Genomic DNA, 17337 nt, shown 5'->3' with positions numbered 1-17337 from the left:
TCCTTCTGACCAAGTGAGCAAAATACTCATACGTTTTTCCAATAGTTATTTAATCAGGTACGCTTCTTCATAATTTGCAAACCCATCATATTTTTTAATGCATCATGCATTTAATGCTCTCCCTTTCTAATTTGAGGAGATTAAAGCACAGAATAAGAAATCATCGTGATACCAACAATTTAAAGGGGGCATTAGTAAAATTAAATAGGCTTAAAAATCCAAGCAAAGGGAGTGAGAGAAACTGAAAAGGATCGTTTTATTATTCCTAGAATATAAAGTTAAAGATCACTTTTATGAGAATGGATAATTATTTATAAGAGAATATACAGCTGTTAATATACAAAAAATCTATGAAAATTTGGCACTTACTAAAATTAATACGGACATTTATATATGGAAATCAAGCAAATAAAGTATTTTTTGACGGTCGTTGAAGCAGGCAGTATTGGTAAGGCAGCCCAAAAACTTGATGTTGGTGCTTCAGCAATTAGTCAACAAATTAGTAAACTAGAACAAGAGTTAAGCATTCGTTTGCTGCAGCGTAATGCCTTTGGCGTCACACCAACTCCTGCTGGTCTCGCCTTTTTAAAACATTCTCAACTCATTTTACGACAGATTAACTTTGCTGTTGATGCTGCTCACTCTGCAAGGCTTTCAGGCCATGTCAGCTTAGGTTTTCCACCCACCATTACCGCCTTAATTGGCATCCCTTTAATGAAATTAATGTCTGAACGTTATCCAGATATTCGTCTAGAGATTGTCGAAACACTGTCGGGTAACCTGATTCAATCCATTAATTCGCGTCAGCTTGATATTGCCATTATTTTTACCAATGAAATTGATAAGCAATGGTCAATACAACCATTGGTACGCGAGCAAATGTATTTAATGGCGCGAAAAGAAGTACTAGAAAAATACGGTCTTGCCGAATGCATCAAAAGTGGAATTATTCAGTCTCAACAAATTGGTGACATTCCTTTAGTGCTGCCACGCCAGCGTCACAGTTTAAGAAAATTACTTGAACACAAGATTGGACAGCTTAATGTCGTCTATGAAATTGATGGTCTACACTTACTCATGGATAGCCTGATTCATCTTGAACTTGCCAGCGTCCGCCCCGGAAGTGCTTGTCTGCAAGAATACAAACATAAGCTTCAATTGCTCAAATTGGTTGATCCAGAAGTTGAACGAATCAATTACTTGGTTAGCCTTGCCGAAGAAGAATTATCCCCTGCGGCACTCGCTGCTAAGTCAGCAATTAAAGCGTGTGTGAAAGAGCTTATTCAAAATCAAATCTGGCCTTGTTCTGAAATTATTTTATAAAAGGTCATTAATTATATTAAACACCCAATTAATTTTGCCCTCTCACTCCCTCCTGCTTTTTGAGATTACATTTTCGTCCGAATGATAAGTGGTTTTCTGTTTATCGAAATATAGATGTGTAGTTTGAACTGGAAACAAGACATCACATTTTCTACGAAGGGTCTCTCTAAATCTCATCTCAAACCCATTTTTATTTAGGTTTATTGATTGAACCGATTTAGGTCCGACCTCGAAAATCGTGAATGTTTCCATTCTGTCAGGCCAAGGAGGTCTTCAATGGATGTCGTGAATAACCCTAGGGCTACTTTAAAAAAAATATTAAATGTAACGAGTGGCAACTTTTTAGAACAGTACGATTTTTTTCTTTTTGGTTTCTATGCCACTTATATCGCAGCAAAATTTTTCCACTCTGAAAATGAATATGTCTCTTTAATGATGACATTTACCGTATTTGCTGCGGGCTTTCTTATGCGCCCTCTTGGCGCTATTTTCTTGGGTGCTTATGTCGACAGAGTTGGACGACGTAAAGGTCTTATTGTGACCTTAAGCCTTATGGCAATCGGAACCATCTTAATTACCTTTGTGCCAGGTTATGAAACCATTGGTATTATTGCGCCAATTTTGGTGGTGATTGGACGCCTATTGCAAGGCTTCTCGGCAGGCGTTGAATCTGGCGGTGTTTCTATTTATTTAGCTGAAATTGCAACAGATAAAAACCGTGGATTTATCACAAGCTGGCAGTCTGGCAGCCAACAAATTGCGGTTGTGTTTGCTGCATTACTTGGCTATTGGCTTAACACCATTTTAACGACTGCTCAAGTGGGTGAATGGGGCTGGCGTATTCCGTTCTTAATTGGCTGTTTGATTATTCCTTTAATCTTTTTATTCCGCCGTACTTTAGAAGAAACCGAAGACTTTAAAGCTCAAAAAACTCATCCAACTTCTAAAGAGATTTTCAGCACACTGGTGAGCAACTGGCGTATTGTGCTTGCCGGTATGATGATGAGTGCCATGACCACAACAACGTTCTACTTTATTACGGTTTACACAACAGTATATGCAAAACGTACTTTAGAAATGTCGGTAACCGATAGCCTTTTAGCGACTGTATTTGTTGGTTTGTCGAATTTCTTCTGGTTGCCAATTGGTGGTTTACTTTCAGACAAAATTGGCCGTCGTCCTATTTTAGTCGGTATTACTACCCTTGCCATATTTACAACTTATCCAGTTTTAAGCTGGTTAGTAAGTGATATTAGTTTTTCTAACCTCCTCATTACGCTTGCGTACTTCTCATTTTTCTTTGGTATGTACAACGGAACTATGGTGGCAACACTAGCCGAAGTGATGCCAAAACGTGTACGTACAGTCGGCTTCTCTTTAGCGTTTAGTCTTGCAGCCGCTATTTTTGGTGGCATGACCCCCATTGCCTGTACATATCTTGTTGAAAACACGGGTAATGCAAGTGCACCAGCATTCTGGCTGATGTTAGCTGCGGTATGTAGCCTCATCTCAAGCTTATATCTATGCCGCGGTTCTCAACAGAAAAATTCTGAAGCAATTGCTGAACCTGTGAAGGTTAGCGCTTAAAACAACTACTTAACCTGAAATTTTACTGAACAGTACGGCAGACCCTAAGTCACCGTACTGTGCTCTTTTACAATTAAAGTGAGGCACTATGAAAAAGTCCCCTATCTTCAAAACTATTTGCTTAGCTGGTGCGGGCTTAGTATCTACTTTTGTTAATGCAGATACACTCGAAGTGATTAGCTCAGGTGGTTTTTACTCATCTATGGAAAAACTCATTCCAATATTTGAAAAGCAAACTGGTCACACGGTTCACCTCTCGTCTGGTTCATCCATGGGTGCATCACCAACGGCAATCCCAAATCGACTCGATCGTGGTGAACATTTTGATGTGGTGGTGTTAGCTGCTCCTGAACTAAACAAGCTTGCAGAAAAGGGTTATGTAGACCCAAATTCACAAAGTGCTTTGGTTAATTCAAGCATTGGCATGGCTATTCCTAAAGGTACCCCAAAACCAGACATTAGTTCTGCTGCAAAATTCGAAAAGATTTTATTAAATGCAAAGCACATAGGCTATTCAGCAAGTGCAAGCGGCACGCATCTTGAAAAGAATGTTTTCCCAAGCTTCCCGTCTGTGGAATACAAAGTAATTTCTGGTAAAGCGGAAAAAGTGGTAGGTGACCGCGTTGCAAAGCGTATCGCCGAAGGCCAGTTTGATATTGGTTTCCAACAAATTAGTGAAATCAAACCTTTTACTGGCAAATATGGACAAGTTGAGTTAGTGGGGCCAATTCCTGCACCTTATCAAAAAGTCACCATTTTTGCGGCTGGTATTGGTAAAAATTCTGAACATAAAAAAGTGGCAAAAGAATTAATCCAGTTTGTGAAATCACCACAAGCAACACAAATTATTGAAGAACAAGGTCTTGAGCAGGTCAAACAATAAAAGCTATAAAAGGCAACGTCTTGAGGTGATGTTGCCTCTACTCTATTGCCGGTTTACTCAAAGCAATAGAACAAAATATATAGTAATAAACCAGTGTAGAATCATCAATAAAGGTTAATGTAGTATTTACCGTGGAACTCAAACAGTTAAAGTATTTTATTGCAGTGATCGAGTCAGGAAGCTTGGGTAAAGCTGCAAAAAATCTCGATATTGGAACTTCTGCATTAAGTCAGCAAATCTCAAAATTAGAAAGCGAGCTTTCCATTCGCCTTTTACAACGTACCGCGCTGGGTACAGTTCCCACCCCTGCGGGTTTGGCTTTTTTTCAACAGGTTCAACTTGCGCTTAGACACCTAGACCATGCCGTAGATTCTGCACATTCTTCACGCTTAAGTGGCCACGTCACCGTGGGGTTTTCGCCGAGTGTCGCGGCTGTTATAGGCACACATTTTTTAAAGCTCATGAGAAATCGTTACCCCGACATTAAAGTCCGTTTAATTGAAGGCTTATCGGGCGATCTCAAAACATTGGTCAATGCAAGACAACTCGATGTTGCAATTATCTTTAGCGACGATGTCGACCCGCAGTGGGCCATACAGCCTCTAGTCAAAGAGCAAATGTTTTTAATCTCGCCTAAAGAAGTGCTGAGCCAGTACTATCTTGAAAGCTGTATCGACACTCAAACCATTACCCATCCACAACTGAAAGAACTTCCGCTTATTTTACCAAGCCAACGACATGGACTGCGCTTGTTGCTCGAACAGAAAATTCATCAACTTAAAGTCACCTATGAAATTGATGGGCTACATTTGCTAATGGAAAGTATTAGCCATCTAGAAATGGCAACCATCCAACCTGCGGGTGCAGCATTAAACTCTCGGCAAGACTTATGTTTGCTACGCATTGTAGAACCTGCCATTGAACGTATTAACTATTTAATTAGTCTCTCTGAAGAAGAAATTTCGCCTGCCACTTTAGCCACTAAAGTGGTGATTCGAGCCTGTGTCACCAACTTAGTTAATGAAAAATGCTGGCCCGGTGCGGAACTCATAAACACTTAAGCCATTAGTGTTTATTTTTAATAAACACCCATTCAAGCTTAGCCTCTCACTTCACCCTCCCTTTTAAAGCTACATTAGCCCTAGCTGAGAAAGGGAGAAATCCATGCATGATGTGATTGTAATTGGTGGTGGGAATGCCGCACTGTGTGCCGCGCTCACTGCAAAGGAAAATGGCGCTTCTGTGCTGGTGCTAGAAGCAGCGCCTAAAGAATGGCGTGGTGGTAATTCACAACACACCCGTAACCTTCGCTGCATGCATGACGCTCCCCAGGATGTATTGGTTGATGTCTACTCAGAAGAAGAATATTGGCAAGATCTGCTTAAAGTAACTGCTGGAAAAACCAATGAACACTTAGCACGACTTGTAATTCGTAGCACAGCAACCTGCCGCGACTGGATGCGTAAACATGGCGTGAATTTTCAGCCGCCGCTATCGGGTGCTTTACATGTTGCACGTACCAATGCATTTTTTATGGGTGGCGGTAAAGCCCTCATTAATGCGTATTACCGTAGTGCCCAAGCGCTTGGCATCGAAATTTTATACAACACAAAAATTAAAGATCTAAAGTTAAACCAAGGACAGTTTGAAGCAGCGATTGCTGAAGATGGTCGTGTGTTTAAAGCAAAAAGCTGTGTATTGACCGCAGGTGGTTTTGAGTCAAATCTAGAATGGTTAAGAGAAGCATGGGGACAAAATGAAAATGGCGAATGGCCTGCCGATAATTTCATTATTCGTGGTACTCGCTTTAATCAAGGCAACTTACTCAAATTTATGATGGATCAAGGCGCCGATATTATTGGTGATCCATCGCAATCACACTGCGTAGCCGTAGATGCACGAGCACCCTTATATGACGGCGGCATTTGTACCCGAATTGACTGCGTTTCATTGGGTATTGTGGTCAATAACAAAGCCGAACGTTTTTACGATGAAGGCGAAGACTTCTGGCCAAAACGTTATGCGATTTGGGGCCGCCTTGTTGCCAAACAGCCTCAGCAAATTGCCTATTCAATTATTGACTCAAAAGCGATTGGTCGTTTTATGCCACCTGTGTTTGCGGGTGTAAAAGCTCACAGCATTCAAGAGTTAGCCGAAAAAATCGGGCTAGATGCAAAAACCTTATGCCACACCGTAGAAGAGTTTAACCAATCTTGCGTGCAAGGCACCTTTAACCATACCGTTTTAGATGACTGCACTACCGAAAATATTGTGCCCAACAAAACCCACTGGGCCGTTCCACTTGATCGCCCACCTTTCTATGCCTATGCCCTCAAACCCGGCATTACCTTTACCTATTTAGGTTTAAAAGTCGAAGACGATGCTGCTGTGCGTTTTAACAATAAAGCTAGCCGCAACCTGTTTGTCGCAGGTGAAATGATGGCAGGTAACGTACTCGGTCAGGGTTATACCGCAGGCGTTGGCATGTCGATCGGGACGACGTTTGGGCGAATTGCCGGAAAAAATGCAGCCCACTATGCACTTTCACAAGGAGTTGAACATGAATGCTAATAGCAAAGCCCTAATTCCAGTTGTTCAGCTCTCTGACCATGAGCAAGAAGTTCAAAGAGCCCTACAGATTTGTAATGCTTGTCGTTACTGTGAGTCATTTTGTGCTGTATTTGCGGCCATGACCAAACGCCTTGAGTTTAATCAAGCCGATATTCATTACCTCGCAAACCTGTGCCATAACTGTGGTGCTTGCCTACACGCTTGCCAATATGCTCCACCACATGAGTTTGGTGTAAACATTCCAAAAGCAATGGCGCAAGTACGTTTGGAAACTTACCAAGAGTTTGCTACGCCTCAACCGCTAGGTAGACTTTATAAGTCTGTGGGTATTCCGTTTGTCTCGGCGTTAACACTTATTTTCTTTTTTTGCATGTTAGGTGTGGTGTGGTACAAAGGCACCGACCTATTTGCAGGCTACCAAGGTAATTTCTATGCGATTTTCCCGCATAACTTTTTAGCTCTATTGTTTGGAGCAACCTTTACCATTGCGATTGTTCTGCTCGGCATTGGAATTAGTAAATTTTGGCGACAAACCTCTAAAGTCATCCATGGCAAAGTTGAGAAACCCGACCTGCTCCAAGCCACCCAAAATGTATTAACGCTTAAATATTTAGATGGTGGACATGGCAAAGGCTGTAATGAGCAAGATGACCGCTACACACAAATCCGCCGTGTGTTCCATCACCTGACGTTTTATGGCTTTATGCTCTGCTTTGCAGCTACAAGCGTAGCGACTTTATATCACTACTTTCTTGACCTACATGCACCTTATCCTTACCTAAGCTTGCCTGTGATTTTAGGAACTTTAGGTGGAATTGGCTTAGTTGTCGGGCCATCTGGCTTACTCTATTTAAATCTTAAACGCCATCCGTTACATGGTGACGGCGAGCAAAAACCTATAGATCGAGGCTTTATCTTCCTTCTACTTATCGTTAGCGCTTCAGGGCTAGCACTCATGGCATTTCGCAATACCCCTTACATGGCACTTTTACTGATTTTCCATTTAGCCACGGTCATGACATTCTTTATTACCATGCCATTTGGAAAGTTCGCACATGGTTTTTACCGCAGTGCTTCTTTACTCAAATTTGCCATCGAAGAACGTATTTCCAAGAAATCATAATTTCACAAAAGCATTCACTATCTTGGCGTAGTGAATGCTTTTATTGTTTTTCGGCTTAGAACACTTCATGCCTTCCCTACTTTTTACTATTGAAAATTCCTAAGCCATACATCGGCCACTTCGTGCTCGCTTTAATATTATTAATCAGCATCGCCACCAAGACTAAAGACACTGCGCCGACCAAAACAGGGAAAATCAAAAAACTCCACTCATAATGTATGCTGCTCGCGGTAAGCAAAATAACCAAAGGATTGGCACCCGCAGGTGGATGAACACATTTAAAAACTTGCATGAGTGCAATGGCACAACCCACTGAAAAAGCAATTGTAAAAATAGAAACACCCGCAAATTTTAGAAAAAACAATCCCACAAAAGCCGAAATAAGATGCCCAAATATAATATTTCTCGGCTGTGCCAAAGGAGACTGTGACACCGTATAGAGCAATACACAGGTCGCACCAAACGGCGCCATAATAAAGATATTATGTGTAAGTTTACTCAACCACAGAAGTATAAAAATACTGACTGTACCCCCAATAAGACTTCTTAAAATATCAACTTTAGTGGGCGATGGAGCCAGTTTTTCTTTGCCATGAAAGATCGAGAACATTGTTTTATTCCTCTAACAAAAAGTTGCTTTTTAAAAAGCATATAGATAAAATTCAAAATAGTACAGATCTGTACTATTTTATTTTTTGGAAAATTTTTATGTCAAAATCTGCCTTAAAAATATTAGATACAGCCGAGAAGTTATTTAATGAAAATAGTTTTGTTGGCGTTGGCGTTGACCTGATTCGCGATGAGTCTGGCTGTTCCAAAACCACCATGTACACTTACTATAAAAATAAAAATCAATTGGTTCAGTCTGTACTGATTGCTCGTGATGAACGCTTTAAGCAAAGCCTTTTAGGTTATGTGGGAGATGCAACGGGGTTAGAGGCTATTAATAAAATTCTTGATTGGCACACCAATTGGTTTAGACAAGATTTTTTTAAGGGCTGTTTATTTGTAAGAGCGGTCGCTGAATCTAACCAAGATGATCAAGACATTATTTCTATTTCTAAAGCCCATAAGCAATGGATTAAAGTACTGATTGCGTCAAACTGCAATATGCAAAATGGTGAAACTTTATCTGAACTAATCTATACGGTGATTGAAGGGCTAATTAGTCGTTTTTTAGTCGATGGCTTCGATGAGGCACTTGCGATAAATATGAAAAATTCTATTAATCAATTATTTAATATCAATCAAAATTAATAATTGCAGCCCGATAGCTGCAATTGAATAAATGGAATTTTAGCTACGAAACTTCCCCATCAATAATGCCTTTCTCTTTTAACGCTGCTAATTCATCAGTTGTTTTAAATCTCGATAAAATTTGAGCGGTATGTTCACCGAGCTCTGGCGGTGCGTGATGATATTCAACTGGAGTATCAGACAACTTGATCGGTGAGCCAATCGTTTGAAAGTTTTCATTTAAACGATGAGGAATATTCACCACCAAATTGCGATGTACAATTTGTGGTTCAGCCAAGGCATCTTCAATAGAGTTGATAACACCTACAGGTACTTTAAGCGCATGAATCATCTCGACCCATTCTTTAGCGGTTTTCTGCAAAAAGTGCTCCGACAATAAAGGAATTAGTTCATCTCGATACTTTACTCGGTCTTGATTACGCACAAATTTTTCATTTTCGAGCAGCTCTGGATAACCAATCGCAATGCACAAATCTTTAAACTGTTTGTCGTTACCACACGCAATAATAAATTCTTTATCTTTAGCCTTAAAGGTTTGATACGGCACAATACTTGGGTGCTGATTACCCATGCGCTGTGGTGCTTTACCTGAGGCTAAATAGTTCATTCCCTGATTTGCCAGTGCCGCAACCTGCACATCAAGGAGTGACATATCAATATATTGACCACGCCCTGTGTGCGAACGTGCAATCAAGGCCGCTTGAATGGCAATGGTTGAATACAATCCAGTTTGAATGTCTACCACAGCCACACCAACCTTTTGCGCACCACCGCCTGTGACATCATAAGGTTCACCAGTAATGCTCATTAAGCCAGACATGCCTTGAATAATAAAATCATAACCGGGTTCTTCTGCACGTGGACCATCTTGCCCAAAACCAGTAATCGAGCAATAAACAAGATTTGGGTTTAACTCACTTAATGATGCGTAATCCAAACCATATTTAGTCAAAGATCCTGTCTTATAATTTTCAATTACAACATCGGCAGTCTTGGCAATTTCATAAATTAAGGCCTGACCTTCTGGAGTTGTAATATCCACAGCAACAGAATATTTATTACGGTTGGTACACTGAAAATAGCCAGATTCACGGGTCATGTTTCCGTCTTGATTGGGCATCCATGGTGGTCCCCACATACGGGTGTCATCACCAACTCGAGGACGTTCAATTTTAATGACTTCTGCGCCAAGGTCTGCCAAGATTTGTCCACACCACGGTCCCGCAAGCACACGACTTAAATCTAAAACCCGAATTCCTTGTAATGCACCCATAACGATACCCTTCCTTATCTTTTTAGAAGGTACTCAACGCACCTTCTTCATTGTTTATGATTGTTTTTGCGGATCGTACTGACGATCTTTAATAAATAAGCCTGGCAATACACCCGCAACAAAATATGCAGCGCCCATCACAATAAATGCCATAGTAAACGTACCACCCGATGCCAAGAAACCAATGGTTGCAGGTGCAATAGCTGCCCCAACACGACCAATGTTATAGGCACCGCCAATGGCTGTTCCGCGTACATCAGTTGAAAAACTTTCAGCCATATACGTCGCGTTTACACCGTATGGAATGCCATATAAGAAGCCAAAAGTGATCAATAAATACAAAATATTGTCAGGCGTATTAAAGAAAATAATGATTGGCAAGAACACGGCGCTGGCAATTGTTCCAAACACGAAAACAGCACGGCGGTTAAATTTGTCAGCAAGATAACCTGCTAAAATTTTGCCTAAAATCATTGCTGTATATGAACCCACCATATAACTGGTTAAGTTTTTAAAGTTCATATGCACTTCTGTTTCTAAATAACTTGGCATCCAGTTGTTAATACCGTAATAACCAAATTGTAAGAAGAATGCTGTAGTCATCCACAACAAAAACATTTTACGGTGCTTAAAGTTATTAAAAATTTGCTTATAGATACTGCTACTTTTTGGTTTCTCAGTCGCTACAATTTCTTTAGGCTGTCTGTTGTCTTGTAAACTTTCAATTTTGGTTAACTGCCAAGATTTTGGCTCTGGCACAAATCGTTGTAGAAAAATATTAACGAAAGCAGGAACTACGGTCAGAAAGAACAAAACACGCCAGCCATGATCTGGAATAATCGCACCAGCTAATAGCGTCGCAGCAATATAACCCACTGTTTGACCAGTCTGTAACGTGCCCAGTACGGTTGTACGGTAAGTGGTTGGCACATATTCAGCCATTAAGGTATTACAAGCCATATAGAGTGCTCCGATTCCTAAAGCACCAATAAAGCGTAAAGCCATAAATTGCTCGAAGCTTTGCGTAAAACCTAATAAACAAGTCGCTACCGAAAAGAAGGTTACCGAGTTGGCAATCGTTCGCACGCGACCAAACTTATCACATGCCCAACCACCCAAAATACCGCCAACGCCCATTCCTGCCAAAGAAGCACTCCCCAATGCACCCGCTTGAAAGGTACTTAAACCAAACTCTGCCTTTAAACTGGTCAAACTATAAGACAGCAGCATAATATCAACGCCATCGACCACCATCGCAAAATAGGCAAATAGCAACGCCCATTTCCATGTATGAGGTCCGATCTTTTCATATGTTCCAAGATTGCTTGGAAATGTAGTTCTTAACTCTTTCGATATTGCCTGAACGTCATTGTTCATCTTTAGTTCCTCATTTTCCCAAATGAGTCATCGATAGCTTACTTATGTTTTCTGTATGACTTAATCTTCTATACTTTTCATTATCTTACATTCAAATTTAAGTACACAGAGGCGCATCTTCACATGAGTATCCTTACGATGAATCTTGTCATTATCCATAAATTTTTTGCGTAAAAATCCCTAAAGGTGCTCTTGAAAGAACACCTCCATCTTTTAAAAATGAATGAGTTAGTTACTAAATGCCGCGATGCCTGTTTGTGCACGACCTAAAATCAAGGCATGAACGTCATGTGTACCTTCATAGGTATTTACGACTTCAAGATTAACTAAATGACGTGCCACACCAAATTCATCACTAATACCGTTTCCACCCATCATGTCGCGTGCCATGCGAGCAATATCAAGCGCCTTTCCACAGTTGTTACGCTTAATTAAAGATGTGCCTTCAACTGACGCAATGCCTTCATCTTTCATACGACCAAAACGTAAAGCTACTTGCAAGCCTAATGCAATTTCAGTTTGCATATCTGCAAGTTTCTTTTGAATCAATTGATTTGCAGCCAACGGACGACCAAATTGTTTACGGTCCATGGTGTATTGATGTGCGGTATGCCAACAGAACTCGGCAGCACCCATTGCACCCCATGCAATGCCATAGCGGGCACTATTTAGGCAAGTGAACGGACCACGTAATCCTCGAACTTCAGGGAATGCATTTTCTTCGGGTACAAAAACGTTATCCATCACAATTTCACCCGTAATCGATGCACGTAAACCGACCTTGCCATGAATGGCAGGCGCAGATAGCCCTTCCCAACCCTTTTCTAAAATGAAGCCTCGAATATCACCCACATTACCTTCCGCAGAAACTTCTTTTGCCCACACTACAAACACATCAGCAATTGGGCTATTGGTAATCCACATTTTTGCGCCAGTTAAACGGTAACCGCCGTCAACTTTTTTAGCACGGGTAATCATACTGCCTGGGTCTGAGCCATGGTCAGGTTCTGTTAAACCAAAACAGCCAATGTATTCACCCGTTGCCAATTTAGGTAAGTACTTCTGCTTTTGCTCTTCGGTACCAAATTCATGAATTGGAACCATCACCAATGAGCTTTGCACACTCGCCATAGAGCGGTAGCCCGAATCGACATATTCAATTTCACGCGCAACCAAACCATAACTCACATAGTTCAAACCCGCGCCGCCATATTGCTCAGGAATAGTTGGCCCCAATAAGCCAAGCTCTCCCATTTCACGAAAAATAGATGGATCTGTTTTTTCATGACGGAACTGTTCAAGTACACGTGGTTGCAGGCGTTCTTGGCAATAGGCATGAGCCGCATCACGAATCATGCGTTCATCTTCGGTAAGCTGTTGCTCAATTAAAAATGGGTCTTGCCAATTAAATTGAACTTTTGCTTTTTTAGTTGTCACCATGTGATTCATCGCATCCTCTGCTTGATTTGATCTTCTTTATTTAACTCGATGTTATGCGTGAAAAATGCAGTAATCAAACGATAAATCTTCATGCAGATATGCGACTTACGCATATTTAAAATAAGTCACATTAAATTTAGATAATTAATTGGTTGTATTTCATTAAAAATGGCTTATTTTTAGACTAAACTCTGCTATCTGTATTTAGGTCATATGCTTTTTTGAAATATGACGACAAATAAAAGGATTTTATTTATGCGAAGAAGTATCCCGTCAATTCAGGGCCTGATTTGCTTTGAAAGTGCAGCAAAACATCTAAGTTATACCTATGCTGCCCAAGAGTTATGTATTACGCAAAGCGCAGTCTCTCGCCAAATTCAGCAGCTAGAAGATTTCTTAGGTGTTGAATTATTCATACGCACTCGGCACGGCGTCGAGCTAACTATTGCGGGCCAACAATATTTTAAAAGCATTAAACCCTACTTACTAGGGCTAGAAAAATGTACGGCAGATGTGATTTCTCATAAGGGTTTAGGCGGAACATTAAAGCTAGGCGTGGTGCCTACCTTTGCAACGCGCTGGCTGTTACCCAAGCTTCATCTTTTAAATCAAAGATACCCTGAAATTACGGTTCATTTAGAAACCAGTACCAAACCTTTTTTATTTAACGACAATATTTTTGACGCCGCTATTTTTGCAGGTACACAGCAGCAGATTGACCACTGGCCCGGCATACAAGCCCATTATTTAATGGATGAAGAAATTGTACCTGTTTGCTCACCAAGGCTGATCGAAAAGTATTTTCCAGATGCCATGATGATCAATGAAAATACCTATGACTTAAGCTGCGAGGATTTACTAAAAATTCCCTTACTTCAACAAACGACTCGGCCTAGCATTTGGCAAGAATGGTTTCTCACCCATCAGATGCAGCATCCTAAACCTTTTGATGGACAACGCCATGAGTTATTTTCGATGCTTGCAGTTGCTGCCAGTCATGACATGGGAATGGCCTTAATCCCGCAAATGTTGATTGAATCTGAACTACAAAAAAAAGAACTTGTGATTGTTTCCAATAAAAAATTAAAAGGCAGCCGAAAGTACTATCTCATTCACTCAAGCCAAGACATAACCCCAACCATTCAGAAATTTGTTGACTGGATTCACCACGAATTAGAGCAGCTAAAAAGTAGTACAAACTAGGAATAGATTTTTATACCTAATATCGACATCCATACTCATAAAAAAAGATTGTGAGTGATGAGATCACAACCTTTTTAATTAAATATAAATGACTTTGAATTAATGACTCATCAATTGAATGCCTGAACCACTACGTTTCGGATCAATCAAGATTTTGGCATGTTGTTCAGGGTCGCGTAACGCTTCAAATGCACTCGTAACCCCCTCTAAACCTACAACACCGGTAATCAGTGGTGAGCAGTTCACTTTACCTTCTGCAATCATGTGTAGCGCATCTCGGAACTCAAGCGGTGTATAGCCCAACACAAACTGAATTTCTAACTCTTTATTAATCGCAAGTGCAGGTTCTATTTTGTCACTTTGCATGCACACGCCCACCCCGACAATTCGGGAAAACAAAGGTGCACCTTCAATAATTTGCTGTAAAACACCCGGTACGCCAACACACTCAAAAATAACGGGACGCTTTGGCAGAGCACCCAATTTATCAATCATGCGCCATCCATGCCACCATGGTAAGCGTGTCGCTTGTAACTTATCAAACAGCCCCATGCCCATATTAATTGCATCAGAAACATTGCCCAGCAAACCAAACTCTTTCCAGTTGGCAAATGGCGATGTCTGTTTAGGATCTACCACAATATCGGCACCACATTGCTCGGCAAGCTTACGGCGGTTTGATGAAAAATCACTAGCAACTACGGTTTTAACCCCAGCGGCTTTAAGCATTAAAATAACACCTAGCCCAACAGGACCACAGCCAATCACAATAGCAGGTTCACTGGTTTTCACGCGGCTACGGCGAACGGCATGCAATGCAACCGCCATAGGTTCAGTCATGGCAGCACTATCTGCATCTAGACCATTGGGCACTTCAAACATTAAACTCGATTGAGCTAGTACTTGCTCGGCATAGCCACCCGAAGCATTTGGTGAAAGCCCTGTAGACAAATAACCATGCTGATCTACATTTAAAAGAGGCATTGCGCAAACGAGTGTATCGGCTTTAAATTTATGACGAGTTTTTGGACCATAATCCAAAACTTTGCCACAAAACTCATGTCCCAGTACGAATGGATCGGTAGATTTTGCTAAACCATTAAACCCAACACGTGCGGCTAAATCATGCATGTGGTCGCAGTGATGTTGCATATGCAAATCAGAGCCACAAATCCCGCATCGAACCACTTCTAATAACACCTGCCCTTTTGCAGGCGTTAATTTTGGCTGGTCTACCACTTCTAATTTTGCTTGATGACAAAGTACCGACTTCATTTGAACGCTTCCTATTTCTTCTTTTCATTTACTTGCTAGAAATAGATTTCTACAGATAAATTAATCGCCTTATCAGTTTGGTCTTTAGCAAGCCTTTGCTCATCTTTACAACTAAAAGGCAAAATACCAATGACCATTCTTTAGCCAATCTATTCTTAAATAGTCAACAAGAGGCAGGCTCAGCGAGATTAAAAACAATAAAAATCTTGGTACTTGTATCTTACACAGACTGCGTTATCTTCTTAGGCCAGAACAATGTCATCAAAATTAAAACTTAAACGAATATCTTAAGTTCAAAAAACTCAACCAAACCCTTTTCACAAAAACATAGCAAATCCAAACTTCTATCAATTGTGCCAAACAGGCATGATGAATTGATACGAACAGATAAGAAGAAATTTATGATTACTAAAACGCTTCCACTTACAGATATACACCGCCATCTTGATGGCAACATCCGTATTCAAACCATTTTAGAGTTAGGGCAACAATACCATTTAGATTTGCCTGCCTACGACATTGAATCTTTACGCCCACACGTACAAGTGATTAATAATGAACCAGATTTATTAAGTTTTTTATCTAAGCTGGATTGGGGTGTAAAAGTGTTAGCAAGTTTAGATGCCTGTAAACGCATTGCATTTGAAAATATGCAAGATGCAGCACAGCAAGGTCTAGACTATGTAGAGCTGCGTTTTTCACCGGGTTATATGGGAATGACCCATCAACTACCACTTGAAGGCGTTGTTGAAGCGGTTATAGCTGGTGTAAAAGAAGGCAGTCAGACTTACGGGGTAAAAGCGAATTTAATTGGGATTATGAGCCGTACTTTTGGTCAAGAAGCCTGCGAAAAAGAATTAAATGCTCTACTTGCCCATAAAAATGATATTAAAGCTTTAGATCTTGCTGGAGATGAGCTTGGCTTTCCGGGCAATTTATTTATTGATCACTTTAAAAAAGCGCGTGATGCAGGTTGGCACATTACGGTGCATGCAGGCGAGGCTGCCGGCCCAGAAAGTATTTGGCAAGCCATTCAAGAATTAGGTGCTGAACGAATTGGACATGGTGTTAAAGCAGTTCAAGATTTGAAGCTGTTAGATTATTTAGCTAAACATAAAATTGGCATTGAATCTTGCCTCACCTCAAACATTCAAACAAACACAGTACCCTCACTAGCACAACATCCATTAAAAACTTTTTTAGAACATGGTGTGCTTGCAACGATTAATACGGATGACCCTGCTGTAGAAGGTATTGAGATACAACATGAATATTTAAGTGCTGCCCCATTGGCAGGATTAACTCCTGAGCAAATTTATACAGCTCAAGAAAACGGTCTTAAAATCGCATTTTTATCAGAACAAGAAAAAGATGAGTTAAGACAGAAATATCAATAACAGAGAACAGAGAACAGAGAACAGAGAACAGAGAACAGAGAACAGAGAACAGAGAACAGAGAACAGAGAACAGAGCTTATATGTGTATAAGGAAACGAGTTCAAGCATTGAAATGCGTTTGAATTAGATTTTTTAAATAGAAAACAAAAAAATTTCTTCTATCTATAAGATAAGAAGAAATTCTTTTTAATATTTGGGATATTTTATAAAGCTTGAACGCTTCTAAATATGGTCGGAGCAGTAGGATTCGAACCTACGACCCCCTGGTCCCAAACCAGGTGCACTACCAGGCTGTGCTATGCTCCGAAATTGGGGTGAATGACGGGATTCGAACCCGCGACAACTGGAATCACAATCCAGGGCTCTACCAACTGAGCTACATCCACCATCAAATAGTTCTATGTACCAAGCTACCGAGTGGCGCGCCTGACAGGATTCGAACCTGTGACCATCCGCTTAGAAGGCGGATGCTCTATCCAACTGAGCTACAGGCGCTTAACCGATGATGCTTATCATGCGATACTTCGCCGATCTTAAAATATTATTTTAAGTGGTCGGAGCAGTAGGATTCGAACCTACGACCCCCTGGTCCCAAACCAGGTGCACTACCAGGCTGTGCTATGCTCCG

Annotated in this window: 14 protein-coding genes and 4 tRNA genes; 9 read left to right on the top strand and 9 right to left on the bottom strand. The window is 40.8% G+C overall.

Translation table 11 applies throughout. From position 1 onward, the window contains the following. Window positions 1-393 precede the first annotated feature (393 nt). The 6 genes from KTH84_RS18345 (at window position 394) to tcuB (ending at window position 7487) form a co-directional block, all read left to right on the top strand. Complete coding sequence (locus tag KTH84_RS18345; protein WP_133975226.1) at window positions 394-1323, top strand: LysR family transcriptional regulator; 930 nt, start codon at window positions 394-396, stop codon at window positions 1321-1323. Between the two features lie 276 nt (window positions 1324-1599). Continuing rightward, window positions 1600-2910: an MFS transporter gene (locus tag KTH84_RS18340; protein ID WP_133975230.1), complete on the top strand. Its 1311-nt coding sequence runs from the start codon at window positions 1600-1602 to the stop codon at window positions 2908-2910. Between the two features lie 88 nt (window positions 2911-2998). Continuing rightward, window positions 2999-3793 carry a substrate-binding domain-containing protein gene (locus KTH84_RS18335; RefSeq protein ID WP_262474641.1) on the top strand — a complete coding sequence of 265 codons (795 nt, stop codon included), beginning with the start codon at window positions 2999-3001 and terminating at the stop codon, window positions 3791-3793. A gap of 131 nt (window positions 3794-3924) precedes the next feature. Beyond that, window positions 3925-4854 (top strand): LysR family transcriptional regulator, encoded by a 930-nt coding sequence (locus KTH84_RS18330; protein WP_262474640.1) that lies wholly within the window; start codon window positions 3925-3927, stop codon window positions 4852-4854. A gap of 103 nt (window positions 4855-4957) precedes the next feature. Next, window positions 4958-6364: an FAD-dependent tricarballylate dehydrogenase TcuA gene (tcuA, locus tag KTH84_RS18325; RefSeq protein ID WP_133975236.1), complete on the top strand. Its 1407-nt coding sequence runs from the start codon at window positions 4958-4960 to the stop codon at window positions 6362-6364. Continuing rightward, on the top strand, window positions 6354-7487 hold the full coding sequence (tcuB, locus tag KTH84_RS18320; protein ID WP_262474638.1) for a tricarballylate utilization 4Fe-4S protein TcuB: 1134 nt from the start codon (window positions 6354-6356) through the stop codon (window positions 7485-7487). Before tcuA ends, tcuB begins: the two co-directional genes overlap by 11 nt. Before the next feature lie 76 nt (window positions 7488-7563). Here tcuB and KTH84_RS18315 read toward each other — a convergent pair whose 3' ends face one another. Next, window positions 7564-8097, bottom strand: a complete 534-nt coding sequence (locus tag KTH84_RS18315; protein WP_133975240.1) for an HPP family protein — start codon at window positions 8095-8097, stop codon at window positions 7564-7566. Window positions 8098-8195: 98 nt separating this feature from the next. Between KTH84_RS18315 and KTH84_RS18310 the strand changes: the two genes are divergently transcribed. Beyond that, window positions 8196-8744, top strand: coding sequence for a TetR/AcrR family transcriptional regulator (locus tag KTH84_RS18310; protein WP_262474636.1), 549 nt, complete (start codon window positions 8196-8198; stop codon window positions 8742-8744). A 43-nt stretch (window positions 8745-8787) separates the two neighbouring features. Here KTH84_RS18310 and KTH84_RS18305 read toward each other — a convergent pair whose 3' ends face one another. The 3 genes from KTH84_RS18305 to KTH84_RS18295 all read right to left on the bottom strand — a co-directional run bounded on the left by KTH84_RS18305 (window position 8788) and on the right by KTH84_RS18295 (window position 12843). Continuing rightward, a complete protein-coding gene (locus KTH84_RS18305; protein WP_262474634.1) occupies window positions 8788-10017 on the bottom strand; it encodes a CaiB/BaiF CoA transferase family protein in 1230 nt (409 codons plus the stop codon). Window positions 10018-10071: 54 nt separating this feature from the next. Then, the gene (locus KTH84_RS18300) at window positions 10072-11394 is read right to left on the bottom strand and encodes an MFS transporter (protein WP_202743698.1); all 1323 of its coding nucleotides are present in this window, start codon (window positions 11392-11394) and stop codon (window positions 10072-10074) included. Between the two features lie 228 nt (window positions 11395-11622). Next, on the bottom strand, window positions 11623-12843 hold the full coding sequence (locus KTH84_RS18295; protein WP_262474632.1) for an acyl-CoA dehydrogenase: 1221 nt from the start codon (window positions 12841-12843) through the stop codon (window positions 11623-11625). A 246-nt stretch (window positions 12844-13089) separates the two neighbouring features. On the opposite strand from KTH84_RS18295, the gene KTH84_RS18290 reads away from it, so the two are divergent. After that, complete coding sequence (locus KTH84_RS18290; protein ID WP_262474630.1) at window positions 13090-14037, top strand: LysR substrate-binding domain-containing protein; 948 nt, start codon at window positions 13090-13092, stop codon at window positions 14035-14037. 99 nt (window positions 14038-14136) lie between these two features. Here the strand turns inward: KTH84_RS18290 and KTH84_RS18285 are convergent, their stop codons facing one another. Beyond that, window positions 14137-15312: a zinc-binding dehydrogenase gene (locus KTH84_RS18285; protein WP_262474629.1), complete on the bottom strand. Its 1176-nt coding sequence runs from the start codon at window positions 15310-15312 to the stop codon at window positions 14137-14139. Between the two features lie 401 nt (window positions 15313-15713). Here KTH84_RS18285 and add point away from each other — a divergent pair, with 401 nt between their 5' ends. After that, complete coding sequence (gene add, locus KTH84_RS18280) at window positions 15714-16709, top strand: adenosine deaminase (protein ID WP_262474628.1); 996 nt, start codon at window positions 15714-15716, stop codon at window positions 16707-16709. A gap of 229 nt (window positions 16710-16938) precedes the next feature. Here the strand turns inward: add and KTH84_RS18275 are convergent. From KTH84_RS18275 to KTH84_RS18260, 4 genes are all read right to left on the bottom strand, one after another. After that, window positions 16939-17015: transfer RNA gene (locus KTH84_RS18275), tRNA-Pro, on the bottom strand. 4 nt (window positions 17016-17019) lie between these two features. Then, window positions 17020-17095 (bottom strand) — tRNA-His (locus KTH84_RS18270). 32 nt (window positions 17096-17127) lie between these two features. Further along, a tRNA-Arg gene (locus KTH84_RS18265) sits at window positions 17128-17204 on the bottom strand. A 56-nt stretch (window positions 17205-17260) separates the two neighbouring features. Beyond that, window positions 17261-17337: transfer RNA gene (locus tag KTH84_RS18260), tRNA-Pro, on the bottom strand.

The organism is Acinetobacter sp. WU_MDCI_Abxb74 (assembly GCF_025513915.1).
In the GTDB taxonomy this organism is placed as follows: domain Bacteria; phylum Pseudomonadota; class Gammaproteobacteria; order Pseudomonadales; family Moraxellaceae; genus Acinetobacter; species Acinetobacter calcoaceticus_C.
Note: the sequence above shows the minus strand (reverse complement) of the source record. Positions and strands in the feature narration are given on the sequence as shown.